This is a genomic window from Gaoshiqia sp. US2, from assembly GCF_059705485.1.
In genome coordinates, this window is record NZ_AP048550.1 from 5,877,834 (window position 1) to 5,894,219 (window position 16,386).

Sequence of the window (16,386 nt, forward strand, 5' to 3'; positions counted from 1 at the left end):
CTCCCTTTTAGAAGTTAATGTTTACACCACAGGCAAAACGACGGGATACCGGCGTGTCAGACTCATCCTTTACCAAACCGGACGCTGAACCCGGCAACGAGACCTCCGGATCCTGTCCGGTGTATTTGGTCCAGGTGAACAGGTCGTATCCGGTGAGGAAAATATTGAGGTTGTTGATCCCCCAATTCTGACATATTTTCCGGGGAACATTATAGCTTACCGAGATGGTTTTCAAACGGATGTACGAAGCATTCTCCACAAAACGGTCGGAGCCCAGGTAATTGTACCCGTAGTCATAAAGGGCCCTCGGAATATCGGTATCATCGCCTTCGTTGCGCCAACGTTTCAGAGTAGCGGTACTTTGGTTATCTCTTCCGTACATCGCTTCGCTGTTCATTCGGGCCACGTTAATCACTTTCTGCCCTGCACGGCCATGTAAGAAACTGGTCAGCGTCCATCCTTTAAATTTTACCTGGAAGCCGCCACCACCGGTGAGCACCGGCATTCCATTCCCGATATACACAATATCGTACTTGTTAATTACTCCGTCGTTGTTGATGTCGGTGTATCGGGCATCACCGGGGTAAACCTTCAGGTCGCCGTTTTGCATCACAACAAAGTCGCCGTTCATATCGGTCATCAGGTTGCCATTGGCATCGCGGGCATAGGTTTCTTCAACATTCTGGTAAACCCCCTCGTATTTGTAACCGAAGAATGAACCAACAGGAACGCCAGCCTCCAAACGCTGGGCATAGTTACCGTTGTTGAAAGTATATGCCTCCTCGCTCAGGTTTTCGGGCAGTTTCACTATTTTGTTTACATTCCGGTTTACATTTGCATTGACCGAAATCCGCCAGTCTTTATTCTTATACAATTCATAATCTACCCGAAACTCAACCCCTTTGTTGGTCATTTCGCCCGAGTTGAAATACTTGATGGTGGCAAAACCGGTTGATGCCGGTATTTTTACATCTTTCTGCAGCAGGTCGCTGGTACGTTTGTTATACCAATCAAAGGTCACATTCATCCTCGAGTTCAGAAATGTGAAATCGGTACCCAAGTTGTACTCCTCGGATGATTCCCATTTCAGGTTATCGAGTTGGATCTTTACCGGGGCGATGGCAGCCATACCCATATAATTGGTACCCAAGGCTTCAAATGATCCGATGTAAGGCGCAGCCCCTGAGGGTGAGTTCCCGCTAAGTCCATAGCTCAAACGGAATTTGGCTTGATTAATCCAGGTCAGGTTTTGCATAAACTCTTCTTCCTGAGCATGCCAGGCCACACCCACCGCCGGAAAAAGAGCCCAACGTTCGGAGTTTCCCAGACTGGAGTTTCCTTCCATATTCAGGGTGCCCGATAGCATATAGCGGTTCTTCAGCGTGTAGTGAAAATTGGTAATTCCCGAAACACTCCGCACCTCGGAAGCCCCCGAACCAATACCGGTTACATCGCCCCCGGTAATGGGATCGGACAGACCCGGTGAGGCAGCGCCCGAAATGGTACTGCTGTAGCTTGAGCTTTGGGTTTGCGAAGTGCGCAACAGGGCAGTTGCAATCAGGTTATGTTCATCGTTCCAGTTTTTGCGGATCATCAGCTTGTTTTCGGTTTGCAGGGCAAACTTGTCCGACAGGTTATCAGTGCTTTGGTTGGCATATGAGCTCAGGCCGGTAACCCCGGTTGCCACCTGTGGGAGAAATTTCCGGTTTTTCACAGACCGCATGTTCATAGATGCCCAACCGGTGTAAGTGAGAACCTCCGAGATGTTATAATTTAAACGAAAGGTGATTTTCGACTCACGCTGCCCTGTCGTGTTGTACCCTTCTCTGGCCATGGCCACCGGGTTGTAGTTCTTCTTTCCGTCGAAAGCGCCCTGAAATTCTTCTTTATTTTGACGTGAGAAATACACATCTGTGCGTTCGCCGGTCAGGTCGTCAATCCAGTAAGGGCTTTTGTTTGGCATCTTCCGCATGGCTTCAGACCGAACACTCAACACATTGGCATCTTTTTCGGTCTGAGTAAAGGTAAAGTCGGCATCTACCCGTAAACGGGATGAGAAGTTGTAGAAAACATTCAGCGCCGAAGTAAAGCGGTCAACCTCTGTCCCAATCGTTGTTCCCTGTTCGTTGAGGTAACCCAGCGAAAAGCGGTAAGTAGCTTTATCGCCACCGCCCGACATGGCAAAGTTGTTGTCGCTGGTGAAAGCCGTGCGGCGCACTTCGTCGAGCCAGTTGGTGTTTACATTGTATTCGTCGAAATAACGCCAATTAGGGCTATAATTGATCTCGGGTGTATTATACAACAGTTCCAGTAAGGTAGCCGACGACTGAATTCCTTTGGCGTTGGCGGTATTCCAGATGGCATCCTGCATCAGGGCCACATACTGGTTTCCGCTAAGCATGGGGATGGGGTCGGGTTCGAACTTGGTAGTTGCTTTGGACGAGAAGCTGAAACGGGTTTTTCCTTTTGTTCCCCTTTTGGTGGTAATCATCAGCACCCCGTTACCCCCTTTAGTGCCCCAGATGGCCGTTGCAGCGGCATCTTTCAGGACTTCAATCGATTCAATATCGGTTGGCGAGATGTTCAGCAATTGTCCATAATCTTCTTCGTTGGCTGTGGCAAAGTTGAAATCTTCATCAATATCGGTTGAATACGGGATTCCGTCGATTACGATCAACGGTTCGGCATTCGCATTTAGGGTGCTGGTACCACGGATTCGGATGGAACTGCGGGCACCCGGGTCCCCTCCGGCGATGATGTCCACCCCGCCCAGTTGACCTTGTATCGCTTCTTCGATCGTAGTTACAGGTGAGAATTCCATGATCTCTTCCATTTTCACCCGCTGGGTAGCCGCGGTTTGCTCCCGCTCGGTAATCCCGGTAATCCGGTCAACCTGACGGGCTTCAACCACCACTTCAGTCATCACTTGCTCGTCCGGTTTTAATATGATGTCGATAGAAGATTGCCTGGCATAAGGTACTTTTTCCGATTTCATCCCCACAAAGGAGAAGATGATATTCAGGTTTTGCTCATTGGGGATCCGGATGGTGTATTCGCCGTTCATTCCGGTGGCCACCCCCGTAAGGAAGCGGTTCTGGCTGTTGGCAACAACCACGTTGGCACCGGGAACCGGCAGCTTTGCCCCGTCAACCATCTCGAACACCTTCCCGGTCAGGACTGAAGTCTGCGCCAGGAGTGTTCCCGCATTCAGGAGGAATACAAGGATTAAGAAATATTTTATTTTATTCATACAAAACAAGTTTCAAATGTTTTTAAAGAACGTCGCCGATGTAGTGTACGCCTCCGTCATCAAAGGCAAAGGGGAAATAATCATAATCGGCAACGACATGTACTTTACTGCCCTCGTCTAATCCGGGACGTTTACGTTGCACCCGAAGCGACAGACCGTCATCTTCAATAATTAACTGGCCGTAAGCAAAACTCCCGTTCACGATATAGGTTTCGCGTGAAGAATAAGCGCCGTTAATGCCGGAGCCGGGGTAGGGATAAGTGGTCATTCCGTTGGCTTCGGTGGAAGCAAAATAACCACGCAGGTAACTGGCCAGCAACGACTGGTTGGTAACCGCACCACTGGTATCTACCCCGGGGATTCGTCCTTCAGCAATAGCCTGCAGGATTGCTGCATTGGTAGGTACAAAAATAACCGCCCGCATACCGTTCAGAAAGTTGATCGTCCCGTTCGCCGCGTCCACCAAACCGGCATTACGCAACAGTTCGGAAAACTGATAGAACGGATAGGTCTCATCGCGGGTAATCGCCAACCGGTTTTGTACCGACGAAGTGGCGCTCAACGGGTGGAAAATTTCAGCATTATCGTAAGCATAGGCTTTTCCGTTCGTCCAGCCGGCGCCGTTGTTGTCAAACTCGGTGATGGTGGCAAAATTTACCGTGCTGGCCGGGTTGTCGAATTTTTGGTTGAAAAGTACGCTGGTAGTCAGCTTGCCATTTTTCACATACCAGTATGTAAACGGAATGTTGGTACGTAACACCTGTGTTCCCGAACTGTTAATACCGGTTCCACCGGTAACCGTGTGCAGGTTCACAATTTCGGTCATTGCCGCCGTACTCATGGTTGAAAGGTCACCATCATAATCCGACCATAGCTGCCGGTCAATCAAAGAAATGCCTCCTTCGTTCATCTGCATGTTGTTGGGAATCATGGTTGTCAGTGTGACATTATTGCCGGAAAGTCCGACCAATAGCCGCGAGGCATCAAGCATATGTAAATAATAATAATAGTCTTTATTTTGGAAGGCAGGCCCGGTAACCGACCGGAACATCCCGGGAGCATCCAGTTGATTTAAACCGTACAAAGCGCCGTTTACACACATCACCCGGTTTTGTTCCGGAACTTCGTCCACATTAAAATCGATCTGCATATCAAAGGCATTGATAATTTCTCCCCGCTGAATTTCTTCGGGGAATGCCACCGAGGCTCCATAAACACTGTTGTAAAGAAAGTAGGCCATCGCAATCTCGTTTACCTCCGACAAAGAATTGTATCCGCCCGGTCTCCAGTAATCTTCAAAAAACTGGTTGAGCGCATTGTTAGAAGGAGCAAACAGGCTGTAGGAGGCGTAGGACAGTAATGCGACCGAACGATAATCACCCACCGGCCACTCGTTAGCAATGTTGGGCAGCGGATCGTGGTTATGAAAATAAAGGTCTGTGCCGTTTCCAAAGTCAATAGTCAACTGTGGATCGAATGTATAAGAAGTGTATTGATCATACAATTCCAGGTAGATTGAATAATCAGGACGTTTCTTTAACTCATTATAGATGGTTTCCAACGGCTCAACCACCTGATCAACCAGGTACAGGTAACCATTATCAGCCACAACGCTGTACTCGGTAACACTGGCGTTCGATACATTAAAACCGTCGCCGCCCGTCCAGTCTGAGTTGGGATAGAAATATTCGTAGTTGTAACGGGCATTGATCTTCTTGGTTTCAAAAAGCTTATACGAAAAAACCGGCAGCATCCGTTCGTTGTGGTAAATAGTAATCTCCATCCCATTGGTATCGATGGCCGTAGTGGTCGCATCGTAGCTGCGGGTACGATGTTTATAATACAGACCTGCCATCATTTTCTTTTCTTCTTCGGTTGCACCGTCTCCTTCGAGCGGGCGAAAGTTGACCAGCATATCCTTGTTGTAGGAATAATACATCAGGTGAAAACCAATGATCTTCCGTAATTCATCGGTCGAAAAATCTTCAATAGAAGACTTTCCATTTTCAGAGAGATAAGCAGCGAAGGCGGCATCATTCGGCGCCATAACAGTCACCAGGCTTTTGCCTTCGAGGATGGGTTTGAATCCTGCCAATTCGACGCCTTTCAGAAAAACAGCATAGTCACCCCTGGCTTCCAACACTTCCCAGGCGCTGCCTTTCAGCCATTCAGGAACTTCATAATGCTTATCCATCTGATCCTCACAGGCATTGAATACCAATAAGACTATAAATATCCAATACAGCTTTTTCATGAATTTCATTTTTCGCATAATCATTTAAAATTTGGAGTATTAATTCTACCGCTGGCCGAGCAGAAATACAATGCAGTCGGTGTGGCTTCCCTTATTGGTCGGGTGAAAAGCCGTTGTAAAATTCATCATTGAGTTGTTACAGGAACCTGATTGATAATCATACGTTTCGGAAGGTGATCTTCTGAAGATGGAACAAGACAAGTCGCTTAGAGCTCGTTTGCTTTTCGTTTCGTTTTTCATAAAATTTAGCGTTTATTGGTTGATATTTATCCTATAATCTTCAAATACATTGTCCTACCATCTGCCCAACCACGATTGTAGTTGTGCGCGTAGTTCAGTTAGTTAGCTTAGTTCAGAAGCGGAAAAATTTTGATTAACAAATATAGGAGGCGATCTCTATCCGGATTCCCATAATTTTGTACACAATTTACAGGACAAACTGTTTTTTTGCGGTAAGAAAGAAGGAAAAACGCAATTGACCCGATATCCGATAGTTTATTATTCGATTCAAGGTCAACTCACTGAAGAGATATGGAATATCCATTTATTCTCAAACGGTGGCCACACGCAGATGGCCGCCACGTGTTATTTGGGGTGCGACCACCGGTCTCCCATGCAAATGAATGGCGTAACTTGCGAACCGGCACCCGCAAGAACGGACGTTGATTGCGAATTCGATATACGCGAACCGGCAGGAGTGAATATTCCGCGTGAAGCACAACAGCATAAATCGGGGTGGCATTAGTGTAATGACAAAAACGCAGACACTGACAGGTGATTTATCGCTGCCGTTTTTGGTACTCCGAAGGACTTTCGCCAAAGTGTTTTTTAAAAAGCTTTCTGAAATAATCAGGCTCATTGTATCCAACCTCGTAGGCTACCTCGGCCACGGAAATATCAGGTTTGGAAAATAGTGCGGCAGCCTTTCTCATCCGCACAATGCGTACAAAATCTTTGGGTGAATAACCGGATATCCCCTTCATCTTCTTGTAAAAAACGGTACGTCCGAAGTTGAAATGTCCGAGCAAATTGTCGATGGAAAACTCTGGATCGGCCATATTTTCTTCAACCAGTCTAACCACCTTCGAAAGAAATTCCTGGTCAGCGGTCGAACCGACCAGCTCACTTGGTTCTGTTTGCAGGTCGCGGCTAAAGCGTTCTCTCAATTGCTTACGCTGCTTGAGGATATTTTCAATCCGCTTTTGAAGATATAACATATTGAAGGGTTTGGTGATGTAATCATCCGCACCTGTTTCGATACCTTCAATTTTATGTTCTTCCAGCGATTTGGCCGTCAGCAGAACAATAGGAATGTGACTGGTGTGAAATTCGCTTTTCAATAATCCGGTCAGTTCAAGTCCGTCCATCTCGGGCATCATGATGTCGCAAATAATCAAGTCGGGATTTTCTTTTTTGGCCAGTTCCAACCCTTCGCGACCATTTGCCCCTTGAAATACCCGGTATTTCAGTCCGAGTTGCGTACTCAGCCAGCTTCGCAAATCCGGATTGTCCTCCACCACCAGCAAGGTCTCTTTTTGTACCATATTGGCCTTGGTGTGAGTTTCGGTCACCTCGGCGCTATCGTCTTCGGCCACGCTGATGTATTGATGGGTATAATCCAAATCGGTTTTGCCCTGCGCAGACTCCGAGATGCTTGTTTCGGCAGCAAGCCAGGGAAGGGTAACACAAAAACAACTACCTTGCCCCACAGCGCTTTCTACCCGGATAGAGCCGTTTTGCAGTTCCACCAGCTCTTTGGTGAGCGAAAGCCCAACGCCGGTACCTGATTCATCTTTCCATTGCGAACCCCCTCCAAAACTGAACCTGTCAAAAATTCGGGGCAGGTCTTGTTCGCGAATACCTTCGCCTTCGTCCTTCACCAAAATATTCAGATTTTTTGCCTTTAGGTCGTCCTCCAGAACCAACTCAATCTGTTTCCCGCTGGCAGTGTGCTTGAAGGCATTGGATAACAAATTGAACACAATCTTTTCGAGTGATTTGTAATCGAGCGAGGCCTCTACCGAATCTGCTTGGTGTGTATACTGGAACCTGATTCCTTTTCTTTCGGCCAAGGGTACAAACGCGAGATAAATTTCATCCAGAAATCGCACCAGGTCATCCGAGTAACGGTTTACTCTGAAAAAACCTTTCTGTATCTTCCGGAAATCCATCAACTGCTCGATCAACTCCAGCAGCCGACGAGTATTACGTTTCACCATCTTCAGTGGCGGGACCACATTTGGCGGCAGGTTTTTATCGGCCAATAAATCCTCTACGGGTCCCAGAATCAGGGCAAGGGGTGTTTTAAACTCGTGAGAGATACTGGTATAGAATTTCAGTTTATCGTCGGCCAACTGCTTTTCAAAAACGACCTCATGCTTCAGGCGGATTCGCTCAAGAATGAAGCGGCGGGCCAAGAGGAAAATACCGATGCCCGCAATCAGGTAAAGCAGGTAGGCCCAGCCTGTTTCCCATGGTGGCGGAGCAATAGTCAGTGCCAGTACCATTTCAGGATTTACCCAAAGTCCGTCGCTGTTTGACGCTTTCATTCTGAAAAGATACTCCCCGGGCAGCAATTCGCGGTATATGGCCTTGTTCAGGTTACCGGAATTGTTCCAGTTTTGTTCATAATCATCGAGTTTAAAGGCATACTGGATTTTTGAAGGTTCTTTAAAGTCGAGGGCGGCAAACTCAAGGGTGATAAAGTTCTCGTTGTATTTTAGCCTGAGTGACTGAACCGAATCGCCAAGGATTCGGCGTGCCGCATTAAGCTTCTGCTGATTCGTTTCTCCGTTAATCAACAGGTTGGTAAGCACTACCGGAACTTGTCTTTCTTCTTTCCGGATGACATGGGGATCAAACCAAACCATATCGGAGATATGCCCGAATAGCAACAATCCTGAAGATGTAAAAATGCCCGGTCCTTCGGAGAAGGAATTCTCTCCCAGTCCATCGGAAGCATAATAATTCTCAAATGTATGCTTGTCAGGATGGTACTTGCATAATCCAAAGTCGGTTCCGATCCACAGGTTTTTGCTGTCATCTTCCACCATGCTCAATACCAGGTTACTACAGAGGCCATCGGCTTGTCTCAGTTGTTCGAAGCGAAATGCACCCTGTTCTGATAAGAGCAACTTATTTATACCTCCGCCATAGGTTCCTACCCAAATATGGCCTTCCGAATCTTCATAAATACAAATGATATCGTTATATGAAATACTGCCATGAACCGAGGTCTTTTCTATTTGCTGAAATTTTTTATTCTCCGTCCAGATATATTCCGACGACAAGAAATTGAGGCCGTTGGCGGTTCCAATCCACATATTCCCCTGCTTATCTTCCAGAAAACAACGCACCCGGTTATCCGATAAGGCATACCTATCGCTCTTATTCTCGAGGTAGTGTAAAATTTGCTGATTCTCCTTCAGGGGATTCAGGATAACATTGACTCCCCCGTGATACAAGGCTACCCACATTTGCCCGCTGCGATCTTCATGCAAATCGAATACGGCATTAAATGACAGGTTCCCGCCTACGTTGGTATTTGAACTCAGGTGTACCGTTTCGAAGGATTTGGGCATCGGCTGACCAGCGGATGGCAAGTTTGTTAAAACATAAATTCCGTCGCCTTTCGTCCCGACCCAAATGTTATGCTGCCGGTCTTCCTCAAAAGCATACACCCCGGTCGAGATTCTTTGACCGGCCAGCAAATTATTCAACTCAAACAACGGTTGCAGTGCCTGATTATAAACGACCACCTCTCCCCGTTTATTCCCGGTCCAAATCCAATTCCGGCTGTCTTCAAAAACGGCTCTGACCTCGCCCTGAAAGTCTGTATTCACGATATGGCTATTCCTGCTTTGAAACTGATTTTGCTGAAGATTGATTTTATTAAGTCCCCGTTTGTAAGTTCCGGTCCACAAGTTCCCGGAGCGATCTTCATAAATTGACAGAACCAGATTGGAAGATAAGCTTCCCGGGTTATTTTCTTCATGCAGATACTGCTCAAAATGGCCGGTTTCACGGTTAAAACGAGAGATGCCTCCCCCGTAAATACCTAACCACAGGTTACCGTTATGATCTTCCAGAAATACCTGTTTTTCACCTTCAAGAATAGCTAGTCTGGTCTCGGGCTGAAGCGGATAATAAGTAAATTCTCTGGTCTCAGGTCGAAACCGGGTTACACCACGTTGATTGGTTACCAACCAAAAATCGTCGTACCGGTCATGATACATTGACGAGATATAGTTGTTGTTCAGCTGGCTGTTCCGAACTACAAGATAAAAATTCTCTCCTCCGCCTTCATCAATCAGCCACATACCGTCCCGGGTGCCAACGCATATCTTCCCCGACTGAGTTCCTTCAATAAAACTGACTCTTCTGTCCCGACTGGCAAAATTGGCATTTTTCCAAAACAGGGAGATTGTATCGTTTTTTAACCGAAAAATTTCACTCCCCTGGCAGCCGATCCAAACGGATTGCCCGTTTTCATATAAGCACAAAACACTATAGTCAGGCTCTGAAAGAAAGGTTTGTATCCGATCCGCTTCCTTTTCCGGCAAACGATCGTCGGGCAAATAACAAAGCCCTGCAAATGTTCCGATCCATACGCCTCCGTTTTTAGCTGATTTCACAAAATTGAGCTTGTCCGAAGGCAAACTGTTCGCTGAATTAAACAGGCTTAATTCAAAATCAGGTGACGTGGGAGAAGAGATAATCCGCGCACAACCGTTTCCGTTCAGGTAAAGCCACATCACCCCGGGAGACGATTCGTACATGAAGTGGATGGTGTTTCCGGCGCTGTTTCGCCCAAGTATCGTTGGAAAATTGAGAAATGTTTCTGTTTTCGGATCAAAGCGATGCGCCTGATCTTCATATGTCATCAGCCAAATATAGCCCAGTCCGTCCTGGTGGATTTCCCGGATTTTGTTGTTGCTGATCGATGTTGTATCTGAGGGGACGTAGTTGAATGTTTTAAATTGTTGCCCGTCGTAACGGCAAAGTCCATTCAATGTTCCAAACCACAAATATCCCTCCTGATCCTGAAAGATCGTACGTACTGAGTTGTTGGCCAGTCCGTTTTCGACAGTAAGTTGCTCAAATACAAAACGATTCTGCCCTCCTGCCAAATAACTAAAAAATAGTATGAAGAAACTCAGATAGTATTTCACACGTCCGCCCGTTTAAATTTATATTTGATCAGTGCAGCTAAATTAGAAATAAATATGAAATGAACATGCAGCATACGAGCAGTAAGCCTCAAGCGATCACATCCGTATAGATACAAAAATAAAAAGCCTTATTTATCAAGAAAGTCTCCGAAAGATGAACTTCGGGAGACTTTCTTCTGCTATTTTTTAACCGGCACGACCGGCATTGCTATGACAAAATGCCGTTCGGCATCACTTTCGGTTATCGGATTACCATCCCGGATTCTGCCATTCAGCTTTCTCCGCAGGTGTCAGCAACTGGCCGTCTTTTCTGACCTGATCAAGGAAGGTCTGCGGAACCGGACGAAGAAGAAACTTTCCGGCTGACACATCTGCCTGAAGCTGCGAAGCCGCGTTATCCAGGTTGAACGGTATCGTCCGTGCATGCAGGGTCTTGGTCCGTGATAAGTCCTCCCAGCGAACGAACTCGCCCATTAACTCGCGGCTTCGTTCGTTCAGGATAAAGTGCACGAATTTTTCGGCTTTTGAGCTGGCGCCGAACACGGAATAAGGAATTCCGGCATCCGAATCGCCATCAAAAGCAGCTTCGGTAATTTCCATTTGGGTTTTGGTTTCGGTGGTAGTGCCTGCCGCAACACCGGTAGATTCGTAATAGGTTCCGCCTTTAAAATACGGGTTGGTTCCATTTGCATTTGGGTTGCGGTTTTCGCCAGCAGCATAACCTGCACGGCGGCGAAGAGTGTTAATGTATTGAACCGCGTTGCCATAATTACCACTGCGCCCGTAGGCTTCGGCAACTATGAGATAAGTTTCGCCAATACGCGCCAAATAACCGTCACGGACACCGTTGATATCATTTTGGTTTCCGGTACGGTGCGGGTCCAGGTATTTATCGAGGCCTGCAAACTGGGTAACATTCAGGTTCGAAGCCTGACCGCCGCCTGCCGCGGTATAATAACGCAACCAGTAGTTTGGATAAGTACAGCTTGCATGTTGGGCTGTGTACCGGGTATCATTCTTGTCATTGATGATAATTTTAATACAGGGCGTTTCTCCTTTGATATAGGTCTGTGTATTTCCGTCGATATCAATCCCGTTTCCCCCGTTGGAACTGATGTATAAGGTCCGGAACGTTTTCCAAAAGCGGGAATCGTTCACCCGGTCAAACACATCGTAAGCATAGTTGGTTGGACGAAGACGCTGGTAAGGACGGCCATACTGAATCACCCGGGTCATCCCGGCAATGTTGTTTTCGTAACGCGGCAGGTAGTAAAGATGTGTACGATTACACAAGCGGTCGAACTTTTCAGGGTTGTTTGAAAATTGCGCGGCCAGCAGAATTTCCGGGTTTCTTTCGGCAGCGCCATCAGGTCCTTCTTCCAGGAAGTTCCAAAAATCGTAGTAATTGTTTGCCAACTGCCGGTTGGTGCCTTCATCCTGGTTAATCACTTTTAAGCCGTATTCAATCGCTTTGGTCAGATCGTTCGATTCGGTAATATCTGCATGTTTCTCACTGGCGCGGAACAGGTAAACTTTCGCCAAAAAATGCCATGCTGTTGCTTTTGAAATCCGCCCGTCGGTAGTTGTGGCCGGAAGCAGCCCGGCGGCTTCAGTCAGGTCTGAAATAATCTGAGCAAATACATCCTGCTTAGTTGCCCGGGTAAACTCATATTCTACCCCTTCGGAAGGAGTTAATTTTAAGGGTACCCCCCCGTATTGATTTACCAGGCGGAAATATAGAAAACCCCTCATAAAATGGGCCTCACCCAAAAAGGTGTTTTGTTTCTGTCCGGACTGAAGGATTACCGGCGACTTGGCGATGAGCATGTTGGCCGTGTTGATATTGCCGTAAATGGCATCCCACCAGTCGGACAGACCTGAAAACAATGGCCTTGGGTCGACAGCGCTCATAGTTGCCGAATAGTCGTTCATGTAGCGATAGTCGGTACCGCCGCCTACCTGAAATTCATCGGTCCCGTAGTTCGACATTGTATAGGCATGTTCTTCGGCAAAGAAGAACCGGAGCGATTGATACAAGGCAACTTCCAGGGCATCCAGACCGGCTTCGGTGTCAAAATAAGCCGTCGTCAGGGAGCTAACCATTTTTTCTTTCAGAAAATCATCGGAGCACGATGGGCTGAATAACAGCATGATTGCGGTAAATAACCCGCTATATAAGATTTTAAACAGTTTATTCATGATAAATTAAGTTTTCGGGTTAATTAAAATGCCAGGTTAATACCAACGACCCAACTTCTGGTAGAAACCGAAGTGGCCCTAAAGTTATTGTTTGCATCGTTTACATAACCGTTTGTGAGGTCGCCATCCAAAAAGTCACATTTGGAATAGATCATAAACGGATTTAATGCCTGAACATAGACTTTTGCCGATGAAATTCCCAGATTGGAGGCCAATCGTTTGGGTAAATGATATCCCAGGCTAATATTCCTCATTTTGATGAACGAACCTTCCTGGTAATTCATCGAACTATAATATAAGGGTTGCCCTCCATTATTGTAATCGGCTTTGGGGTAGGCATTCGTTGGATTGTCGGCCCTCCAGTAATCGATGTTCCGGCTTTGGTACAAACCCTGCATATCGGCAGCGCCTCCGTTCATCAGGAATCCCCAACGGGCATAAATAAAGAAACTCAGTTCAAGCTCTTTATACTGAAACGTGTTGGTCATACCCGCGATCCACTTTGGATTGTATGACCCAAGGACTTTGCGGTCGTTATTGGCATCGATTTTATAGTCATCGTTCAGATCCCTCACTTTCACGTCGCCTGCTTCATAGGTATGCCCGTTCGCATTGTATTTTGCCATTTCGGTGGCATCCGAAGTTTGCCAAATGCCAATCTTCTCGTAATCGTAGGCAACATTGATATCTTCGCCGATAAACCAGAGGTTGGTGATATCGTCTTCTTTCCCTTTTGACAGTTCCTCGATTTTCACCTTGTTGGCAGAAAATGTCAGATCGGTATTCCAGTGAAAATCATCCCGAACCAGGTTCCGGGTATTTAGCGTGATGTCAATACCCCGGTTCGACGTTTTACCAACATTGGCAAAGGTAGATGTATAACCGGTGACCGAAAGGATGCCCATATTCATCAACAAGTCGTTCGTCTTTGATTGGTATAAGTCAATGGCTCCGCCCACACGGTTGTTTACTGCCGAAAAGTCAATCCCGAAGTTGAATTGCGTGGTCTTTTCCCATCCAAGCTCTTTGTTTGCCATCTTCGGCGGATTTTGCAGCATGTAATCAGATGCATAGTATCCTGACTCGTAATTGCTGAAAAACGGGTAAAAGATGTGAGCAATGCCTCCCTGCGTAGCATAAGCATCAATGGCAGCGTTACCGGTTGTACCTACCCCAAAACGAAGTTTTAACTGGTTGATCCAATCGGCATCCTGCATAAATGGCTCCTGTTCCATACGCCATCCGATGGCCGCCGACGGAAAGAAATCCCATTTGTGTCCATCGGCCAATTGCGAAGCGCCGTCCCAACGGCCGGATACAGTCAGCAAATATTTACCGGCAAATCCGTAATTCAATCGCCCCATGTACGATGTCAATGCAGTGCGTCTGTATGTAGAACCTTTGCTCTTCAAATCATTTAACCCAAAAGCATACCAGAGCTGTTCGTCCCATTCCAGGTCTTCAGCTGTCATGGTATATTCTTCGAAGCGTGAATCGGAAGCGGTTTGCAATAAGGTAAGACCGACATCATGCTGCCCGAACGATTTGTCATAATAGATCAAATTATCAAGGGTATACGAGAAGTTTTGGCTGGGCCTTACAGATGTATAATTTACACCGTTGCCGGTCCCTTGCAGGATAGAAGCAGCGGTACGAAAAACGCCCTGACGGTACTGATGGAAATCAGGTCCAAAATTGATCCGGTACTTCAATCCGTCCAACAATTTCAGTTCGGCGAAGAAGCTTCCCAGTGCACGCAGGGTTTTACGCTCATCAATCACATTTTTGTATTCTTCAATCGGGTTGACCACATTGGTAAAACCACCCGGCAAATAAATCCAGTTCCCTTCTGCGTCGTAGGGTTCGGCAAAGGGGTACATTCCCATGGCTGCCGAATAAATCGCCGTAGCAGCGCGCGATCCGGTTCCGGTATAACCGTAATTCTGAATCGCCCACGAACCGGTTATATCGGCTCCCATTTTAAACCAAGGGGTAGGCTGAATTTCAACCCCCACTTTTGCCGAATACCGTTCGTAGTCCTGGCCTTTGTTTGTCCCGGTTTGATCCAGGTAGCCAAAAGAACCGTAGGCTTTCATGGTTTCGGTACCGCCACTGGCACTCAGGGTATGTTCGTTGGTGATTCCGGTGCGGGTGACATAGCCCGCCCAGTCGGTGTTCGGAACCTTACTGGCATCCCAGGTTCCCCCGGCCCATCCTTTTTCGATGTTTGCCCAAGCGGTTGGGTCTCCCGATCCATTGAAAATCTGAAAGTCCTTGTCGCGGTTGGGTTGATCGGGATACTGCCCTGCTTCACGGTAAGCATTTCTCTTGTAGTCGATGTATTGCTCCGAGTTCATATAGTCGGAGTAATCGTGCAGGTTGCTCACGGTGAATGTCCCATTATAGTTTAATGTTGTTCTCCCTGCTTTACCCTTTTTTGTCGTAATCAATACAACACCATTAGCGCCACGGGAGCCATAAATAGCAGTTGCCGAAGCATCTTTCAGAATATTAACCGATTCAATATCCTGGGGGTTAATGGCATCAATACCGCCCGATGACAGGGGAATCCCGTCAACCACATACAAGGGGTCGTTGCTGGCGGTGATTGAGCGGACACCCCGAATCCTCACCGAACCAACCTGGCCCGGCCGTTCGTTGGAAGTAATGTCGACACCGGCCGCCCGGCCCTGCATCCCCTGAATGGCATTGGTTACAGGCATGGCTGTCAGTTCGGCGGCGCCTACGCTAACCACGGCCCCGGTCACGTCGCTTTTCTTTATGGTACCGTAACCAATGGCCACCACTTCTTCAATCCCGATCGCTTCTTCTTCCATAACCACCTGAATATCCGTTCTGCCGTTGACCGCCACTTCCAGCGTTTTCATCCCGACAAACGAAAAAACAAGGATGGCATCCGACGATACATTCAATAACACAAAATTTCCCCTGCCATCGGTAATGGCGCCTCGGGTTGTTCCCTCTACAACCACGGTTACACCGGGGATGGATTCGCCCAAACTATTGGTCACTTTACCTTCTACCCGAATCTCATTCTGTTGCATCACCGTACCTGCCTGGCCGAGGTAGCTAAGCGGGGAAAGTACAATCTGACGGTCCCTGATCAAACAATTGACCTTTTCATCGGCAAACAGTATATCAAGAACCTCCTGAATGTTTCTGCCGGTTACATCAATGCTTACTTTTCGGTCAACATCAATGAGGTCGCCGTTATACAGAAAATAAAAATCACTTTTATCCTCTATGACTTTCAGAACTTCCTTTACCGTTGTATTTTCCATTTTCAGGTCCAGCTGGTTCTTTTGCGAGTAAGTCTTTAGTGCAAATGCCGGTGTGATTAAGATTAGTCCAAAAATTGCCACTAATTTCATCATAATAATAAATTTAACCCAAGGATGATATATTCCATCTGCCTTGAGGCTATTACACAATTTTTTCATAAGTTTGAATGATTTTAGATTAAAAATTAAAAAACAACCGTCACAAACGGT

The 16,386-nt window shown here is 46.9% G+C and carries 6 protein-coding genes; all 6 read right to left on the minus strand.

The window, feature by feature from the left end; genetic code table 11:
- Positions 1-7: 7 nt before the first annotated feature.
- Positions 8-3,250, minus strand: coding sequence for a SusC/RagA family TonB-linked outer membrane protein (locus AC6H3C_RS23575; RefSeq protein WP_497518101.1), 3,243 nt, complete (start codon positions 3,248-3,250; stop codon positions 8-10).
- 22 nt (positions 3,251-3,272) lie between these two features.
- Complete coding sequence (locus AC6H3C_RS23580; RefSeq protein WP_497518103.1) at positions 3,273-5,504, minus strand: fasciclin domain-containing protein; 2,232 nt, start codon at positions 5,502-5,504, stop codon at positions 3,273-3,275.
- Between the two features lie 45 nt (positions 5,505-5,549).
- Positions 5,550-5,744: a hypothetical protein gene (locus AC6H3C_RS23585; protein ID WP_497518104.1), complete on the minus strand. Its 195-nt coding sequence runs from the start codon at positions 5,742-5,744 to the stop codon at positions 5,550-5,552.
- A gap of 539 nt (positions 5,745-6,283) precedes the next feature.
- Entirely contained in the window at positions 6,284-10,675 is a 4,392-nt protein-coding gene (locus AC6H3C_RS23590; RefSeq protein ID WP_497518106.1) for a hybrid sensor histidine kinase/response regulator transcription factor, read from the minus strand.
- Between the two features lie 249 nt (positions 10,676-10,924).
- Entirely contained in the window at positions 10,925-12,874 is a 1,950-nt protein-coding gene (locus AC6H3C_RS23595) for a RagB/SusD family nutrient uptake outer membrane protein (protein ID WP_497518107.1), read from the minus strand.
- 23 nt (positions 12,875-12,897) lie between these two features.
- Positions 12,898-16,269, minus strand: coding sequence for a TonB-dependent receptor (locus tag AC6H3C_RS23600; RefSeq protein WP_497518108.1), 3,372 nt, complete (start codon positions 16,267-16,269; stop codon positions 12,898-12,900).
- Between the last annotated feature and the right edge of the window lie 117 nt (positions 16,270-16,386).